This window comes from Cytobacillus purgationiresistens (genome assembly GCF_030813235.1).
Lineage (GTDB): Bacteria > Bacillota > Bacilli > Bacillales > Cytobacillaceae > Cytobacillus > Cytobacillus purgationiresistens.
In genome coordinates this window covers 125168-140447 of record NZ_JAUSUB010000004.1, presented here as the reverse complement: position 1 = coordinate 140447, position 15280 = coordinate 125168, and the positions used below count along the sequence as shown (strand labels likewise).

Sequence of the window (15280 nt, the reverse complement as noted above, 5' to 3'; positions counted from 1 at the left end):
GGGGGAGTGGATATGATGAATGGGGAGGAAAAATGGGTTGTAGGGATAGACATCGGTGGAACAGCTATAAAGTTGGCGTTTATACGGCCGCAAGGTGAAATGATATATAAATGGGAAATAGAGACAAATCATTTGAATCATGGGGAAGAAATCCCTAATTGCATTGCTAAAGAGATTGAGAAGAAAAGGTTAGAGTTAGGGCTTATTAAAGGGAAGATATTGGCAGTTGGCGCCGGTGCCCCAGGTTCAGTGGATGTAGTTACCGGTATCGTCAATGAAGCAATAAATCTAAGATGGAGCCATCGATATCCATTACAGCAGAAGCTGGAGGATGCATGCCAGCTGCCTGTTGTCATAGATAATGATGCTAATTGTGCTGCGCTAGGAGAAATGTGGCAAGGGGCGGGAATCAGTTCAAGAAATCTCGTTTTTGTCACGATTGGTACAGGTATTGGCAGCGGAATCATTATTAATGGACATATTGTTCATGGTGCAGGTGGAGCGGCCGGAGAAATTGGACATGTTACAGTCATTCCTGTTGGCGGAGCACTGTGTAATTGCGGGAAAATGGGATGCCTAGAAACGGTTGCTTCAGCAACAGGGATTGTTCGCCAAGCGACTGCTCTTGTAAGTGAAGCTAGCGCCAGTGATGATGGACTTTCAACTTTATATAAACAAAATGGAGTATTTTCAGCTCGAGATATCTTTGAATTAGCAAAAACAGGGGATTATAAGGCGAATACTGTCGTTCAGACATCTCTCTCCCATCTAGGTATTGCGCTTGCAAATGTTGCTAACACACTCAATCCTGAGACCATCGTTATTGGCGGGGGTGTTTCTAGGGCTGGAGACTTCCTTCTTAGCCAATTGAATTTGATCTTTCATCAACATGCTTTTCAAAGTGTGAAAGAAACTACCGTTTTAACGCTCGCTTCAAAAGGGAATGATGCGGGTGTATTAGGTGCAGCCTGGTTGGCAAAACAGCAATATATGTAAACGGATGAAAAAGAGCTTGTAAAAGCTCTTTTTTAGTTTGGAGTGATCAGGGCCTTAATCGGTTATCTTTTTCCTTCTTTCATCATATGAATGGAATGATGGAGAGGAGGATGGAAATTGAGAATCCAAGTTCGATCAGGCGATTCCTTATGGTACTATAGCCAGCTTTTCATGGTTCCTGTCAATTTGCTGGTTGATTCAAATCCCAATGTAAATCCAACAGCCCTACAAATCGGTCAGGATGTCCAGATTCCAGGCTTTGATGTACAAAGTTATACAATTAAACAAGGGGACACGCTTTGGAAGCTGGCTACAGCGAGAAATATTACCGTAGACGTTCTTTTGTTAGTTAATCCACAGGTTAACCCTCAAGCATTAATGATAGGTACGAATATATTATTACCAACAAGGATTATCACTCCTTTGATGGATAGAAAAAGGAGTTATAGCTACCAAACGTTATTAAGTGATATTAAAGGCCTGCAGAATATATATTCATTTATTAGAGTGAATGAAATTGGTCAGAGTGTTCTTGGTGTTCCAATCTATGAATTGCGAATAGGAAAGGGCGATAGAAAGGTTCATATGAATGCCTCATTCCATGCAAATGAGTGGATCACCTCGAGTATATTAATGGCTTTAGTTAATAGTTATTTGCTATCCTTAACAAATGAGAGACCTTTAAGAGGGTTAGCGACAATGCCGTTTTATAATGAAACGGAGCTTTCGATTGTTCCAATGGTCAATCCGGATGGAGTCGATTTAGTTCTAGGTGGACCACCATCCGAAGTAAGCGAGCAAGTCTTGGCAATCAATAATGGCAGTGATGAATTTTCTGGTTGGAAAGCGAATATTAGAGGTGTAGATTTAAATAATCAATATCCAGCCAACTGGGAAGTGGAGCAAGCGAGAAAGCCAGTTGTTCCATCTCCGCGTGACTATCCAGGTGAACAGCCACTAACAGAGCCAGAAGCGATTGCCATGGCTGAGCTGGCATCTGACAATCAATTTGATCGCCTTCTTGCTTTTCATACCCAAGGAGAAGAATTCTATTGGGGTTATGAAGGGTTAGAGCCGCCTGAATCAGCGGTGATTGCTGAAGAGTTTGCAAGGGTGAGCGGTTATCGTTCGGTGCAATATGTAGATAGCTATGCTGGTTATAAAGATTGGTTCATACAAGAATTCCGGAAACCTGGATTTACAATGGAGCTAGGAAAGGGAGTCAATCCTCTTCCTTTATCACAGTTTGAAGATATATATGAAGAGATGTTGGGTGTGTTTTTAGCTTCTTTATATATGTAGTTTTTTTTTAACTTCCTAATCATGTCTAATGAATTTACTTTTTCCAATAAAATATTTGATTATCTTAGACTTGTTGCTTGTATTTCAAGGTTTTTCAGTTTAAAATGAACTATTGATTACAATGTTTTTGGTAATTAAATAGGAAAATATATTTATCATTTTCGATAAAGCCGGAAACGGCTTTTTCGTTTGTCAAACATAGCAACAGAAAGCTTGAAACTATTTCAAACAAATAAACGTATAAAATAAACGTATAGATATGGAAATTGGCCGTGGGGGGTGTGGAGAAAAGCTTATGAAGATTCATCAAAAACCAAATAAGCGAGTATTATTATTCATTTTTCTTGTTGTTTTTTCCACACTAGTTTTATTGGGCTGCCAGCCGAAGGACAATGATGATAAAAACAAGCAATCGAATCATCAAACGGCTGCTTCTACTGAAAAGAATATAAAAGCGGAGAAGATTCTCCCGCTCCCAACTGAAGAAGGCGAATTCTCAGATATCCACGGTTGGTTAGATGAACAAACCATTGTATATACAGAAACGAAAGGTTTATCCTCACAAATCTTTACATATAAAATTTTCACCGGCGAAAGAAAGATGATTTTTGACAGTGAGCTTGCTATTAGCAGTCTTACTATAAGCCCTGATCAAAAGTGGATGGTCGTTCAAGCGGCTAATTCGACTAATAAAGGTTTAATTACAGTAATTAACGAAGAAGGCAAGAGTATGTGGAGTGAAAGTTTACCGGGAACTGAACAGTTTATTTCCTGGAACCTCTACCATCCGGAAGAAATGACGATATCATCCTTTTCAGAAGATTGGACTTACAATTCCTATTTATTATCGATTGAAAATGGTTCACTAAAAGAAGTCCAGTTACCGGAACCTTTCGTTCATTGGATCAATAGGGAGGAATTTGTGTTTTTGGATTGGAATGAAGAATCACCATCCCTCTTAGCCTCTCTTAACCAATCATCGTTAGATGGGAATGGAAGTGAACAACTGTTCGAACTCTTTCAAGTCGATACTTTTCAAGATGTGATTATGACGATCGGTGTTAACCCTCAAAATAGGGAAGAGGCAATTTATACCTTTATGACAAATGATTATCAAGAAATGTCCTCATTTGTTATTCCACACTTATCAAGGTTCTCTGATTGGCTCATTCCGCAATATGATTTGGTCCATGACAATCGATTTTTAACTTTTAAACCTCAATATAGTGCCGATGCAGATTCGTATAATGGTACATTCGATTTAATCTCCACTGATGTATCCAGCGGGCAACAAGAAGTATTATTTGAGAACTTGGATAATGAACCTATCTCTTGTGCACCTGAAGGAGAGTATTGCTTATATGGCCATTATCTAGAAAAGCTTCTTCTGTTGGATTCTAAGGAAATAATAACTCTTAAGAAATAAGCTTGATCAGGCAAAATGATTTTGTAAAGCACTGCAATCGGTCATAATAAGAAACGTAGTATTTATACAGAAGGAGATGGACATCTTGGCAATCGTAGACGTAACAGTAATCCCAATTGGAACAGATTCACCCAGCGTATCCAGCTATGTGGCAGACATACAAAAGGTATTAAAACATTTTGAGGCTGATGGAAAAATTCGTTTTCAACTCACCCCAATGAATACGATAATTGAAGGCGAGCTTCCAGTATTATTTGAAGTGATTCAAGCAATGCACGAGGTTCCTTTTGAAAAAGGGCTTGCTCGTGTAGCGACAAATATTCGCATCGATGATCGTCGTGATGTGCATAAAAAAATGGAAGACAAAGTGAAAAGAGTAGAAGATGTGTTAAATGGAGAAAAATAAAAAGACTGCCTGTAGGCAGTCTTTTTATTTTGGCAGTCTCACTTTTAGTGAACTGCTGGATAGCCGCTTTTAAGTAAAGTCATGACAGCGAACCAACCAAAAATAGCTGCTGTACCAAAAGCAAACATAACCCCAAGGAAGTTTTTGTTCTTCAGTGCACTAATTAGACCGAAAATTGCTAAAATAGCTGATAGACCAAAGATAATTACCAGTCCCATTATAATAGCCCCCTTTATATTTTTAATCAGCAGGCAATTGCCTTTTTACGAAGGTTTGGAACCATATGTAATACTTATTTTTACATTCGAATCCTATTTTATACTTTTTTATTGCATTTGTCGAGGTCTAAAAATTCAACTTCGATGTGATAAGCATGGGCAATTCCAGACATCAATTCTTGTAAATGGGATTCTGTATAATATATTGTACCCGACGCTTCAGTCTTATATGTAAATACTAAATGCTCTGAGAGTTGAATCTCAGCCATTTGTCTGTCTATGGCATCTCCTTTTACGATGATAAATGTACAAAGTGCACTCATATCAAGGATGATTCCTTGATCACATTCTACCCCATAATCATAAAAGTTCTCTCCCTTTACGCCGCCTTGCAATAATACACATTGTGTAGCATTTTCAAACAAGCCTACCTCTAGAAGCAGTTTTTCAAGCTCCTTTGCCTCTTGTTGCTGAAGGAAAAAGTATTGCTGTTCTATACAAAGATGCGGATTCATTTCATGATGGATGATTGTCTTCAATTCTGGAACAGAGTCAATGATTGAATTGGCTTCTATGCAAAATAATCGTTTCATTTTACCTCCATATGTCCTGAGCGGCTTTTATTTAATTACGTACTCTTATAGTGTAAGATAAAAGGAAGTTATATATCAAATGGGGGTGCTGTCCGTGAAATATGCCCAAATTCCATTGGGACCACTGCAGACTAATTGTTATGTTTTAACAAAAGAAAATGGCACTTGTTTAATTATTGATCCGGGTGGAGATGGTGAAAAGCTTATTCAAGCTATTAAAGAGAATCAGTTAAAGCCGATTGCTCTCATCTTAACTCATGCGCATTTTGACCATATCGGTGCAGTGGATGAAGTCAGAGAGGAATTTGCAATACCTGTATATATTCATGAGAAGGAAGCTGCATGGCTGCTTGACCCCATTTTAAATGGCTCTCAGTCGTTTCAAATGGGTCAGATGATTCGTGTGAAGCCGGCAGACAAAATCATTGTCAATGAAGAGCAAATGCAAATAGGCGAATTCAAGTTTCAAGTTTTTGAGACACCGGGACACTCGCCAGGAAGCCTTTCCTTTTACTTTAAAGAAGAAGGAATGGTTGTGGCAGGTGATGCTTTGTTTAATGGCAGCATTGGTCGTACAGATTTGCGAGGAGGAAATCATGAGCAGCTTTTAAAAAGCATCCACGAAAAGCTTTTAACACTTCCAGAGGAAACAGTTGTGCTCCCTGGGCATGGTCCTGAAACGACGATTGGTCATGAAATGGACGGGAATCCATTTTTAAATGGGTTTTAAGGGTTAAAAAGTGCTCAAGTTCTTACAAGAGTATATAAATGTAAATAAAGAGAAAATGATTGATTTTGCTGATTTTATGAGTCAGGCCCTCTATCATCCGATATATGGATACTATATGAGGAGCGACGAAAAGATTGGTGCTAAGGGAGATTTTATCACATCCAGCAATATTGCAGATATTTATGGAAGAATAGTTGCAAAATGGTATCAAAGAGAAGCAGAGGAGCATAATCTGCCAGCCTCTGTTTGTGAAATAGGTGCAGGAAATGGCCGGTTTGCAAAAGCGTTTATTGAAGAATGGAATGCCATTTCTAATAAGACGCTTTACTATTATTTAATCGATGAAAGCAAAGACCATCGAAAGCTTCAATCACAGCTACTCCCACAGACAGAACATATTCAACAGATGAATCAGTTAGAAGAGCTGTCTTCATTTTCGGGGCTAATCTTTTCAAACGAGCTGTTTGATGCTTTTCCAGTTCATGTAATTGAAAGGGTCGATGGAGAGCTTGTTGAAGTGATGGTAGCATTCGATAATGGGAAGCTGATCGAGAAAAAAATGCCGGTTAAAAATGTACGTATGATAAATTTTCTAAAGCAAAGCAGTATTCATTTAGTGGATGGACAAAGAATCGAAATTCCGCTTGAAATGGAACCCATGTTAATCAGAATGGCGGGCGTACTTGAACGGGGATTCATTTTGACGGTTGATTATGGCTATAGTGACCAGGAATGGCAAGAGCCTGCGAGAAAGAATGGGAGCCTGCGAGGTTATCGGAAACATCAAATGATTAGCGATGTTCTGCAATATCCTGGTGAAATGGACCTAACTAGTCATGTGCATTTTGATTCGCTTATACGAATAGGTGAAACAGCGGGTCTCAGCTTTGTGAAAAAATGGCGTCAAGATGAGTTTCTATTGGATGCAGGCATATTAGAGGAATTGACAAATCATGCTGACATAGATCCGTTTTCAGAAGCGAGTAAAAGAAACCGTGCGATACGCAGTCTTCTTATGACATCAGGAATCAGCCAGACTTTTCATGTAATCCTGCAGCAAAAACAGTAGTGCTATTCTTTTATAACGGAAAATAAAAAAGCGATGAAGTCATCGCTTTTTTATTACTTATAAAACATCATAATTGCAAGTGATTTCTTAGTGGCCGCCCATTCCTGGTGTCATCATAAATGTTGTCCAGTAAGTGAAACCAACAAAGAAAACGGTTAAGTATGCTCCAAAAACATAAATATACATACGTTCGGAAAGCTTTAAATAGCTAAGAAGCATGAAAAATCCTGTTTGACCCAAGAAGATTAAGGCCGGTGTATACATGTCACCTATATAAAACATGATGGCGAATATGCCCGTCCAGAATCCCATAACTCTGTACATACGATCCATATGTATCCCTCCTTTAACGCATACAAGTCCATTACTACAATATTATAAGGTAAGACTTGGTTAAAAGTAAACAGCATGTTAATTATTTTGCATAGGTAGCTTCGTAGGAACAAGAAGAACATCCATTTAACATATTGCCCAATTCCCGCAATTCTATGTTATTAAATACAGATTCAAACATTCCTCTTAAAAATTCAAAATGCATTTGGCAAACTGTTTCTTGATGATTTTTGGCAGTTTCTTTAAAAGGGCAATTAAACATCTGGAAGAGGATTTTTTCTCCTTCTACCTCGAACTCAGGCTGCAATCCAGACATTTGGGCTGCTTGGATAATCATAGTCACTCTGTGATCAAATGATTGCTCCTCATTCATATAGCCCTCTTTTACCTTTTGCTCATCCATTAATCGTTCACCGTACCTTTTACCGGTGATATAAAGCGCTTTTTGCCCTTCTACTCCAAGGGAAACCATTGTCTCCAGTGCAATGTCTGATAGAAGCTGATAATTTCGATAAGGAAAATGAAGCTGAATGACTGTATCAGACATGCGATATTGCCGGCTTGGTCTGCCGCCTTTTCCTGTTTTGATCGTTTCTGAAATAATCATGTTTACGTCTTCTAGTTTTGAAAGATGAAGTCTGGCAACATTAGGGTGAATCGTAAACAAATCAGCAATCTCTTGAACGGACACTGTCCCGTGCTTATTGGAGATGAATTGGTATATATAGTATCGGGTAGGGTCAGCTAATGTATTCGTGATCTTTAATGTTTCTTCCACTGTTGTTCACCTCAATTCCCCTTTTAATTATATTATAAGCATTTGTTTATCCATTATTAACAATTTTTTAGCAATTTTATAAAATATTCATACTCCCTAGATATTAATGGAATTTTCTAAAAATAAAAAAGGGTTTTTAAAAACATTGTCGAATATGTCTTTATCAAAAGAAAGGTGGTGAAATATAAGTTTGATATCAATCGAAAGACTCGCATTTACCATCATAAAGGATGCAGTCCGAAATCAAGCAACAGATATTCACATTGTCCCCCGCAAGAAAGATACGGTCATTCTATTCCGTTTTGCAAATTATTTATTTCCAAGAAACACCCTTCCAATTGATGAATGTGACAGACTAATCTCCCATTTTAAATTTATTGCATCCATGGACATAGGCGAAAAAAGACGACCGCAGAGCGGAGCTTACTCCTATACAATTAATGGTCAATCAATTGGATTAAGATTCTCTACTTTGCCCTCGCACCATAATGAAAGCCTTGTTATAAGAATTCTCCCTCAAGCTGAACAAATTCCCTTCTACCAAATTTCCTTATTTTCGGACATGACACGAAAAATGCTTGCGCTTTTGAAACATGCACACGGTTTAATTATCTTTACTGGACCAACGGGCAGCGGCAAAACAACCACGCTTTATTCCCTGCTGAATGCGACCTCCCATATTTATCAACGAAGTGTGATCACCCTCGAGGATCCAATTGAAAAAGAAACCGATACCGTTTTGCAAGTACAAGTAAATGAAAAGGCCGGTGTCACCTATGCTTCCGGTTTAAAGGCGATATTGAGACATGACCCGGATATTATTATGGTGGGGGAAATTCGGGATGCCGAGACAGCAAAAATTGCGGTACGTGCGGCGCTCACCGGTCACCTTGTTTTAAGCACGATGCACTCGCGTGATGCCAAAGGGGCTATTTACAGGCTGGCTGAATTCGGTGTGAATTGGCTTGAAATCGAACAAACACTTGTGGCGGTTACGGCTCAAAGACTCGTTGAGTTGACCTGTCCATTTTGTGGTAATGAATGTTCTTTATATTGTTTTGGCTCTGGCAGATGGAAGAGGGCGAGCGTGTTTGAACTTTTATCAGGTAAAGCTCTTCAAGCCTCGATGAAAGCAGCAAAGGGGGTAGGGGCGGTGGGGAAGCATCGAACATTAAAAGAGGTGATAGCGAAGGGGATTGCTTTAGGGTTTATTAAGGAAGCTGAGTTCGAACGGTGGATATTAGATGAAGAAGGTTAATTGGAAGATCGAGGAGCAAAGTCACTTTTTAAAGCGGATTGGCGAACTATTATCAAGAGGTTATCCATTGTCTGAGGCAATTGAATCGGTTATTCTCCATCTTCCAATCGAAAAGAAATTACAAGTAAACAGCATTCTTTTTGATTTAAAGGAAGGGTATCCATTCTACCAAGCGTTAACGACAATGGAGTTTAATAACTATTTAATTGGCTACGTTTTTTTTGCTGAACAGCATGGGGGACTGGAAAAAGCATTTCAAGAGGGCAGCGAAATGATGCTTAAGAGAGGAAGTGATGTGAAAAAATTAAAAAAACTACTTGTCTATCCCTGCTTTTTAATTGGGCTTACAGCCATTCTTTTTTTGTTTGTGGAAGGAGTGTTACTGCCGCGTTTTTCTTCTTTGTTCACCTCGATGAATCTACAGGAAAATTTATTTACTAAATTGATTCGCATGGCCGGTGAATACTTGCCATATCTTCTTATCACCTTCATGGTTATCTCTATTTTCATCGGCGTATTTTATTTATTTCATTTCAAAAAACTTCCTCATATTAAACAAGCATCCACGTTGGCAGCTGTCCCAATTGCAGGTCCATTTTTCCGCTTGTTCTATACCCACTATTTCACTATTCAGCTTCATTACCTTTTGACTGGAGGTCTCTCTGTTTTATCTGCATTTAGTTTGTTTGAAAAAAATGAAAAACAGCCGCTTTATAAAGAAATTGGCGAAGAGATGAAAATTAATTTGCGCAATGGTGAGAAGTTTGAAGAAATGCTCACCCGTTATCACTTTTTTGACCGTGAATTATTTCGAGTGATTAAGCATGGGCAGAACAATGGAAAACTCGATCAAGAGCTGTACTATTTTAGTAAGCATTGTTTAAGGCAATTGGAAGAAAGGACGGATAAAGCGTTGAAAATAGTCCAGCCAGTAATGTATGGTCTGATTGGTTTTCTAATTGTTTCCATGTATTTAGCTGTTTTACTACCAATGTTTCATTTATTGGAGGGAATTTAAATTGAAGAAAAGCAATGAAAAAGGTTTCACGTTAATTGAAATGATGATCGTTTTACTCGTTATCTCGGTACTGCTCATCATTACTATTCCAAATATAACGAAAAACAACTCAGAAATTAATAATAAGGGATGTGAAGCATTTATTAAAATGGTTCAAGGGCAAGTCCAAGCTTATGAGATTGAAAATAATAAATTGCCGCAGAATATCCAAGATCTTGTTGAAGAGGATTATTTAAATGAAGGTGAGAATTCATGTCCCAATGGACAACCAATAATCATTTCGAATGGAAAAGTAGTTCTAGGAGCAGCCTCATAAAGCTAGAATCAGAAAAAGGCTTTACACTAATTGAATCATTAATCGTTTTAAGTATGTTTCTGCTGATTGTTTCCCTATCCGTCCTAATGATTCAACCTAAGATGCAATCTTTGGATGAGAATATGTTCTTTACAAAGTTTAAGGCGGATATTCTATTCGCTCAGCAGTATGCATTAGCGAATCAAACATATGTTAATGTTTTTATACCACAAGGAAGCCATCGATATATGCTTGCTGATGGTTATACTATGATCCTCGATCATGAATTTTCTGAGCGATATTCTATTATTGAAAGGACGATGCCGAGAACATTTCAGTTTCACCCGAATGGAAATATTAATATGTTCGGATACTTTTATGTGCAAACAGATAATAGCAAATATAAGGTCATGTTCCAAATTGGCCGTGGAAGGTTCTATGTTACAGAGGAGTAAAGGCTTTTTACTTGCAGAGCTGATAATAACTTTGGCAGGCTGGCTTATGATCGCTGGGATTATGATTCCGCTGGTCATAAGAATCATTACTTCTTCTATAGATACAAAGATGGAGTTCGAAGCGAGCCAGTATTTGTATGAATATCTAATCCGGGCAAACCAAGAAGGGTTTAATCCTTCACCGTTCTTTGTTCCTGAAAGACACAAAGTATTTGATCTTACTATTAGAGGCGGGCTGAAGGACGTTTTGGAGATTTGTGTAGTGTATGAAGATCCGTATAAGAAAAGGCGGGAAATATGTGAAATTTATGAATGATAGAGGGTTTACGTTACTTGAGATGATATTTGCCTTTTCCGTCTTTTTTATCATCGTATCCTTTTTGCCGTTAGGTTTGAAATTTATCTTTCAAAATCAGGTATTTGATAGCAGAATGCAACATTTTGAGTGGCAGGTTTTTACCAATCAATTAAAAAAGGAGATGCGTATGTCTGATGGTTTCGAGGTGGCAGTGAATCGCCTCACCCTTTTAAAAGATGGGTCATCGATTAGTTATGAGCCATATGGCAGCAATATTCGCAGACAAGTCAATCTGCAAGGTCATGAAATCGTTTTACAGCAAGTAGATATTATTCAATATGAACGTCTCTCAACTGGTGTGAAAATGACTGTTCAAGATCGCTTTAAACAAATCCATCAAGTAGAAATGCATTTAATTGTTAATCAACGGGGGCCATTCACTGATGCTCAGTAATGAAAAGGGGCTGGTCTATCCGCTCGCACTCATTATGATGGTCATCCTTTCACTTTTGTTATCGATTCACCTTGAGCTTTATATAAGCGAAAAGCGAATACTGCATGAGGGAAAGAAGCTGTTGCAGCAAGAATATTATTTTTTTAATTCCTTAAAAAGAGTGGAGGATGAATTATTAATCAATTCCTTTGCCCTTTTATCAGGCAAATATCAGTACAATGGGGGTAGAGTTGAATACACGGTAAAGGAAATAGCTCATAGCTTGCTTGAAGTAAAGCTAGTCATCAAGATGGATAGCAGCAAGGATATTGTCGGGTACGGGTACTATGACAGGGATTTGCAGAGGGTGATTAAATGGATTGAAAAGGTCTGATTAAGTTGGAAGAATAGGCTGCAGCTAACTGGACATACTGTAAGTAACTATTTAAAAGCAGGTGTGTCTATGAACTCGAATGAGTATGTAAAATATATTACTCAAACAGTTGTCAAATATATCGACCAGCCAAAAGATGAGCGGAAAAAAAATCGAGAGGATAAAAAGGAAGAAAAAGCCTCTGTGCTGTTTAGATGGTTCGGCATCATCCCTTATATTTTTTACTATGGGATGAAAAGGAGTGGGAAGAAATAAGATTGTTTAAGCAAGGGTTCATTTTCATGCGACCCTTGTTTTTTTTATGTTTTTTTTTAAGGGCTGTTTTCGTATACCTTGTTGCTTTTCGCAGGTAGTGGTTGAATTCCTCTCCAGCTGCTCGCTTTCCGCGGGGCGGGCGGTGAGCCTCCTCGCTTCACTCCTGCGGGGTCTCACCTGGCCCGCTGCTCCCGCAGGAGTCTCGCACACCCGTTCCAATCAACTTTTTTATCAATGGTTTGTCTTATCAAAACCTATGAAAAAACAACGATTTTTTAGAAAAGACCTTTTTGAAATAGGGTTAGCCAAATCAGTGATCCAATTAAACCTAGCGCAAGTAAACAGGGACTCGAGCTTATACATTAGATAACAGTTGAGTGAGAAAGGGGCTATTTTGTATAAAGCTTAGCCCCTGAACTTTGTGTGCTTGGTTTTAAATGGCTCTATCTGTTAAGTAATATAAGCCTCCGTTTACAATGGAGATGTTTACATGAGGTTCATATTGATCTTGCAGTGCAGCTTTTTCGTTGACATAACTCTCACTTTTCTCCTCAGTCTCTTCGTAAAAATGTTCGAGTAACTGTAAATCCTTTTGCCAGCGCTCTCTCGCCTCAATTGCCCATGCATGCTCTTCTTGATTAATGGCGTCTGTCAAAAAGTTTGCCACTCTTGTAATCCCGCTTTTTGGCATGATAAAAGGTGAGAGCGTAAACGAATAGTCAGGGATTTTTGGCGTTAAATCAATATTCAAGAGCTTATCATGAAAATGCTCAACCATTTGCCCATTGATTAAATGAAGACCGATTGATTTAAGGATATCCTTTTTCCGGTCACATTGATAAGATATCCGTAGATTCATGCCTAGCCATGGCCGCAATGGTATTTGTTGACCAGGAGCTGTTTGATGGTTCTCGTATAGCCGGATATAGCCAGCTAAATTCCTCGATGATTGAAAAATCTGGTGCAGTCGTGGCGATCCGAAATGGATAATCTCTCCTTTTAAGTCATTTGGAGCAATATCAGGATCCGTAATAAAGGTAAGCTGCATTGGATTAGGTATGCCGCCAGTCTTTTCTAAGTAATGCCAATAGAAAGGGCGGTTCATTAATTCCTTATCGAGTTCGATTGTGAGCTGCACGGTCATATACCCCGGCTTATTGTCAACAATTTCACAATTGTTGGCATGAAAATACCTTTCCAAAAAATCATGAATTTCCTGTTGCTGCATGTCCTTCACCACCCTTCATTGATTCTGCAAATTCGATCATCGATGTCAGGTTATCCATTTTTATTCGCATTTCTCCCTCAGAAGAAGAACGGCCAAAAATATCAGTAAGGTGATCATCGATATTTCCAAACTCCAGCTTTGTTAAAATATCATCTAAATCGCCAATGACCTTTTCAAACAAATGGATCTTTTCATAAAGAAGTTTTAATACATGTTCTTCAACGGTATCCTTAGTAGCAAAGTTGAAAATATGCACATCGTTTTTCTGGCCTAACCGATGAATCCGGCCAATTCTTTGTTCAAGACGCATTGGGTTCCATGGAAGGTCAAAATTTATGATATGACTGCAAAACTGCAAGTTAATTCCTTCTCCTCCAGCCTCAGTAGCAATCAAAACTTGGGCGTTGTTTTGAAAAAGCTCGCGCATCCAGTCCTTTTTGCCGCGCTTAAATCCGCCTCTAAAAGGAACAGAGGTAATGCCATGCTGTTTTAAAAACCATTGCAAGTACATCTGGGTTGCACGATATTCAGTGAAAATAATCACTTTATCATTGATTTGCTGGATATACTCCAATGCTTTCTCAGCTTTTGAATTACGCCCAACTGCTTCCACTTTGCTTACAAGAAATTTGATTTTCTCTTGGAAAGCTTCAGATGGCTCTTCTTGTTTTTTTAACATATTTCTTAAAGTATAGAATACGGCTTCTCTGCTGCTGCAAGCTTCACGCTGTAAGGTCATAATTGAAAATTGACTCGAGCTGGCCCAGTCCCCTTCACTATGCATATTTGTAACAGCATCATAAAGGTCTCTTTCGGCTTCGGAAAACTCAATTGCGATTGTTTCCACATGGCGTTTGGTCCATTCAATTCCTGTGTCTTGACGGCGATTGCGTATCATCACTTTGTTCACAAGTTGCTTTAAGTGTTCATCATCATCAAGTGATCGGGAATTCTTGTGATACTTTTCATAGAAGGCTGTTTCCGTTCCTAAATGTCCCGGCTTTAGCAATGAAACAAGATTAAAAATTTCACTTACGCGATTTTGAATCGGTGTAGCGGTTAAGAGAAGACAAAACTTCTTTTTTAAAGACTGCACAAATTCATAGTTTTTAGTTTTATTATTTTTTAATTTATGCGCTTCATCAATAATGATTAAGTCATAGTCCTGTTGAAAAATGATGTCACGATGAGGGTTTCTTTTTGCTGTATCTATCGACGAAACAACCACATCATACTGTTCCCATACATAGCTTTTCTTTTGAGCAACAGCAGGTATGTAGAATTTGGAATTTAATTCAATTGCCCATTGTGTGACGAGCGAAGCTGGAACGAGGATTAATACTTTCTTAACCAGTCCTCTAATCATATATTCTTTTAAGACTAATCCTGCTTCAATCGTTTTTCCGAGTCCGACTTCATCTGCTAATATCGCTTTACCATTCATATTTTCCACGACTTGCTTCGCTACTTCCAGCTGATGGGGAAGCGGTGTTAAGTTCGGTAAACGTTCAGGCGCTTGTAATCCCGCGAACTCTGGAATAACCGTTTGATGTTCAACTTCAATTGCCAGTTTATAAAGCTCCCAATTGCCCCATGGACCATCCTCGTCTATTCTTCGTAGAAATTCTTCCTGCCAAGATGAATCGAATTTTATTTGTACAGACATTTGTCATTAGCCCCTCTCAGTAAAGATTCTTGCAATAAAGGTTAAATACAATTTTTTCTATATAAGCGAGTTGACCACATGTTAATGTAAGCCAAAAATATCCTTTTTTATAACAGTGAAAAACCTTGG

The 15280-nt window shown here is 38.5% G+C and carries 20 protein-coding genes; 14 read left to right on the top strand and 6 right to left on the bottom strand.

What is annotated here, in order from left to right; genetic code table 11:
* The first annotated feature begins 15 nt into the window (after positions 1 to 15).
* The 4 genes from J2S17_RS06325 to J2S17_RS06310 all read left to right on the top strand — a co-directional run bounded on the left by J2S17_RS06325 (position 16) and on the right by J2S17_RS06310 (position 4130).
* Positions 16 to 996, top strand: a complete 981-nt coding sequence (locus J2S17_RS06325) for an ROK family glucokinase (RefSeq protein WP_307473256.1) — start codon at positions 16 to 18, stop codon at positions 994 to 996.
* 117 nt (positions 997 to 1113) lie between these two features.
* Entirely contained in the window at positions 1114 to 2298 is a 1185-nt protein-coding gene (locus tag J2S17_RS06320; protein WP_307472995.1) for a M14 family metallopeptidase, read from the top strand.
* 295 nt (positions 2299 to 2593) lie between these two features.
* Positions 2594 to 3724: a YqgU-like beta propeller domain-containing protein gene (locus J2S17_RS06315; protein ID WP_307472993.1), complete on the top strand. Its 1131-nt coding sequence runs from the start codon at positions 2594 to 2596 to the stop codon at positions 3722 to 3724.
* An 85-nt stretch (positions 3725 to 3809) separates the two neighbouring features.
* Positions 3810 to 4130, top strand: coding sequence for an MTH1187 family thiamine-binding protein (locus tag J2S17_RS06310; RefSeq protein WP_307472991.1), 321 nt, complete (start codon positions 3810 to 3812; stop codon positions 4128 to 4130).
* A gap of 44 nt (positions 4131 to 4174) precedes the next feature.
* On the opposite strand, the gene J2S17_RS06305 is transcribed toward J2S17_RS06310, so the two are convergent.
* Both J2S17_RS06305 and J2S17_RS06300 read right to left on the bottom strand, forming a co-directional pair.
* Complete coding sequence (locus J2S17_RS06305; RefSeq protein WP_307472989.1) at positions 4175 to 4348, bottom strand: DUF2759 domain-containing protein; 174 nt, start codon at positions 4346 to 4348, stop codon at positions 4175 to 4177.
* A 98-nt stretch (positions 4349 to 4446) separates the two neighbouring features.
* The gene (locus J2S17_RS06300) at positions 4447 to 4941 is read right to left on the bottom strand and encodes a hypothetical protein (RefSeq protein WP_307472988.1); all 495 of its coding nucleotides are present in this window, start codon (positions 4939 to 4941) and stop codon (positions 4447 to 4449) included.
* A 94-nt stretch (positions 4942 to 5035) separates the two neighbouring features.
* Between J2S17_RS06300 and J2S17_RS06295 the strand changes: the two genes are divergently transcribed.
* Both J2S17_RS06295 and J2S17_RS06290 read left to right on the top strand, forming a co-directional pair.
* Complete coding sequence (locus J2S17_RS06295; protein WP_307472987.1) at positions 5036 to 5671, top strand: MBL fold metallo-hydrolase; 636 nt, start codon at positions 5036 to 5038, stop codon at positions 5669 to 5671.
* A 10-nt stretch (positions 5672 to 5681) separates the two neighbouring features.
* Positions 5682 to 6740 (top strand): class I SAM-dependent methyltransferase, encoded by a 1059-nt coding sequence (locus J2S17_RS06290; protein WP_307472985.1) that lies wholly within the window; start codon positions 5682 to 5684, stop codon positions 6738 to 6740.
* Positions 6741 to 6827: 87 nt separating this feature from the next.
* On the opposite strand, the gene J2S17_RS06285 is transcribed toward J2S17_RS06290, so the two are convergent.
* The gene (locus J2S17_RS06285) at positions 6828 to 7073 is read right to left on the bottom strand and encodes a DUF2626 domain-containing protein (protein ID WP_307472983.1); all 246 of its coding nucleotides are present in this window, start codon (positions 7071 to 7073) and stop codon (positions 6828 to 6830) included.
* Between the two features lie 82 nt (positions 7074 to 7155).
* Positions 7156 to 7851, bottom strand: coding sequence for a helix-turn-helix transcriptional regulator (locus tag J2S17_RS06280; protein ID WP_307472981.1), 696 nt, complete (start codon positions 7849 to 7851; stop codon positions 7156 to 7158).
* 190 nt (positions 7852 to 8041) lie between these two features.
* Here J2S17_RS06280 and comGA point away from each other — a divergent pair, with 190 nt between their 5' ends.
* The 8 genes from comGA (at position 8042) to J2S17_RS06240 (ending at position 12257) form a co-directional block, all read left to right on the top strand.
* A complete protein-coding gene (comGA, locus tag J2S17_RS06275; RefSeq protein ID WP_307472979.1) occupies positions 8042 to 9109 on the top strand; it encodes a competence type IV pilus ATPase ComGA in 1068 nt (355 codons plus the stop codon).
* Positions 9096 to 10127 (top strand): competence type IV pilus assembly protein ComGB, encoded by a 1032-nt coding sequence (gene comGB / locus J2S17_RS06270; RefSeq protein WP_307472977.1) that lies wholly within the window; start codon positions 9096 to 9098, stop codon positions 10125 to 10127. Before comGA ends, comGB begins: the two co-directional genes overlap by 14 nt.
* A gap of 1 nt (position 10128) precedes the next feature.
* Entirely contained in the window at positions 10129 to 10443 is a 315-nt protein-coding gene (gene comGC / locus J2S17_RS06265; protein ID WP_307472975.1) for a competence type IV pilus major pilin ComGC, read from the top strand.
* A complete protein-coding gene (comGD, locus tag J2S17_RS06260; protein ID WP_307472974.1) occupies positions 10380 to 10877 on the top strand; it encodes a competence type IV pilus minor pilin ComGD in 498 nt (165 codons plus the stop codon). Before comGC ends, comGD begins: the two co-directional genes overlap by 64 nt.
* Positions 10861 to 11193: a hypothetical protein gene (locus tag J2S17_RS06255; protein ID WP_307472972.1), complete on the top strand. Its 333-nt coding sequence runs from the start codon at positions 10861 to 10863 to the stop codon at positions 11191 to 11193. The genes comGD and J2S17_RS06255 overlap by 17 nt, the downstream gene beginning before the upstream one ends.
* On the top strand, positions 11186 to 11629 hold the full coding sequence (gene comGF / locus J2S17_RS06250) for a competence type IV pilus minor pilin ComGF (RefSeq protein ID WP_307473253.1): 444 nt from the start codon (positions 11186 to 11188) through the stop codon (positions 11627 to 11629). Before J2S17_RS06255 ends, comGF begins: the two co-directional genes overlap by 8 nt.
* A complete protein-coding gene (comGG, locus tag J2S17_RS06245; protein ID WP_307472971.1) occupies positions 11619 to 12002 on the top strand; it encodes a competence type IV pilus minor pilin ComGG in 384 nt (127 codons plus the stop codon). The genes comGF and comGG overlap by 11 nt, the downstream gene beginning before the upstream one ends.
* A 69-nt stretch (positions 12003 to 12071) precedes the next feature.
* Entirely contained in the window at positions 12072 to 12257 is a 186-nt protein-coding gene (locus J2S17_RS06240; protein WP_307472970.1) for a YqzE family protein, read from the top strand.
* 433 nt (positions 12258 to 12690) lie between these two features.
* On the opposite strand, the gene J2S17_RS06235 is transcribed toward J2S17_RS06240, so the two are convergent.
* Positions 12691 to 13485, bottom strand: a complete 795-nt coding sequence (locus tag J2S17_RS06235) for a YqhG family protein (protein WP_307472969.1) — start codon at positions 13483 to 13485, stop codon at positions 12691 to 12693.
* On the bottom strand, positions 13463 to 15151 hold the full coding sequence (locus tag J2S17_RS06230; protein WP_307472968.1) for a DEAD/DEAH box helicase: 1689 nt from the start codon (positions 15149 to 15151) through the stop codon (positions 13463 to 13465). The genes J2S17_RS06235 and J2S17_RS06230 overlap by 23 nt, the downstream gene beginning before the upstream one ends.
* Between the last annotated feature and the right edge of the window lie 129 nt (positions 15152 to 15280).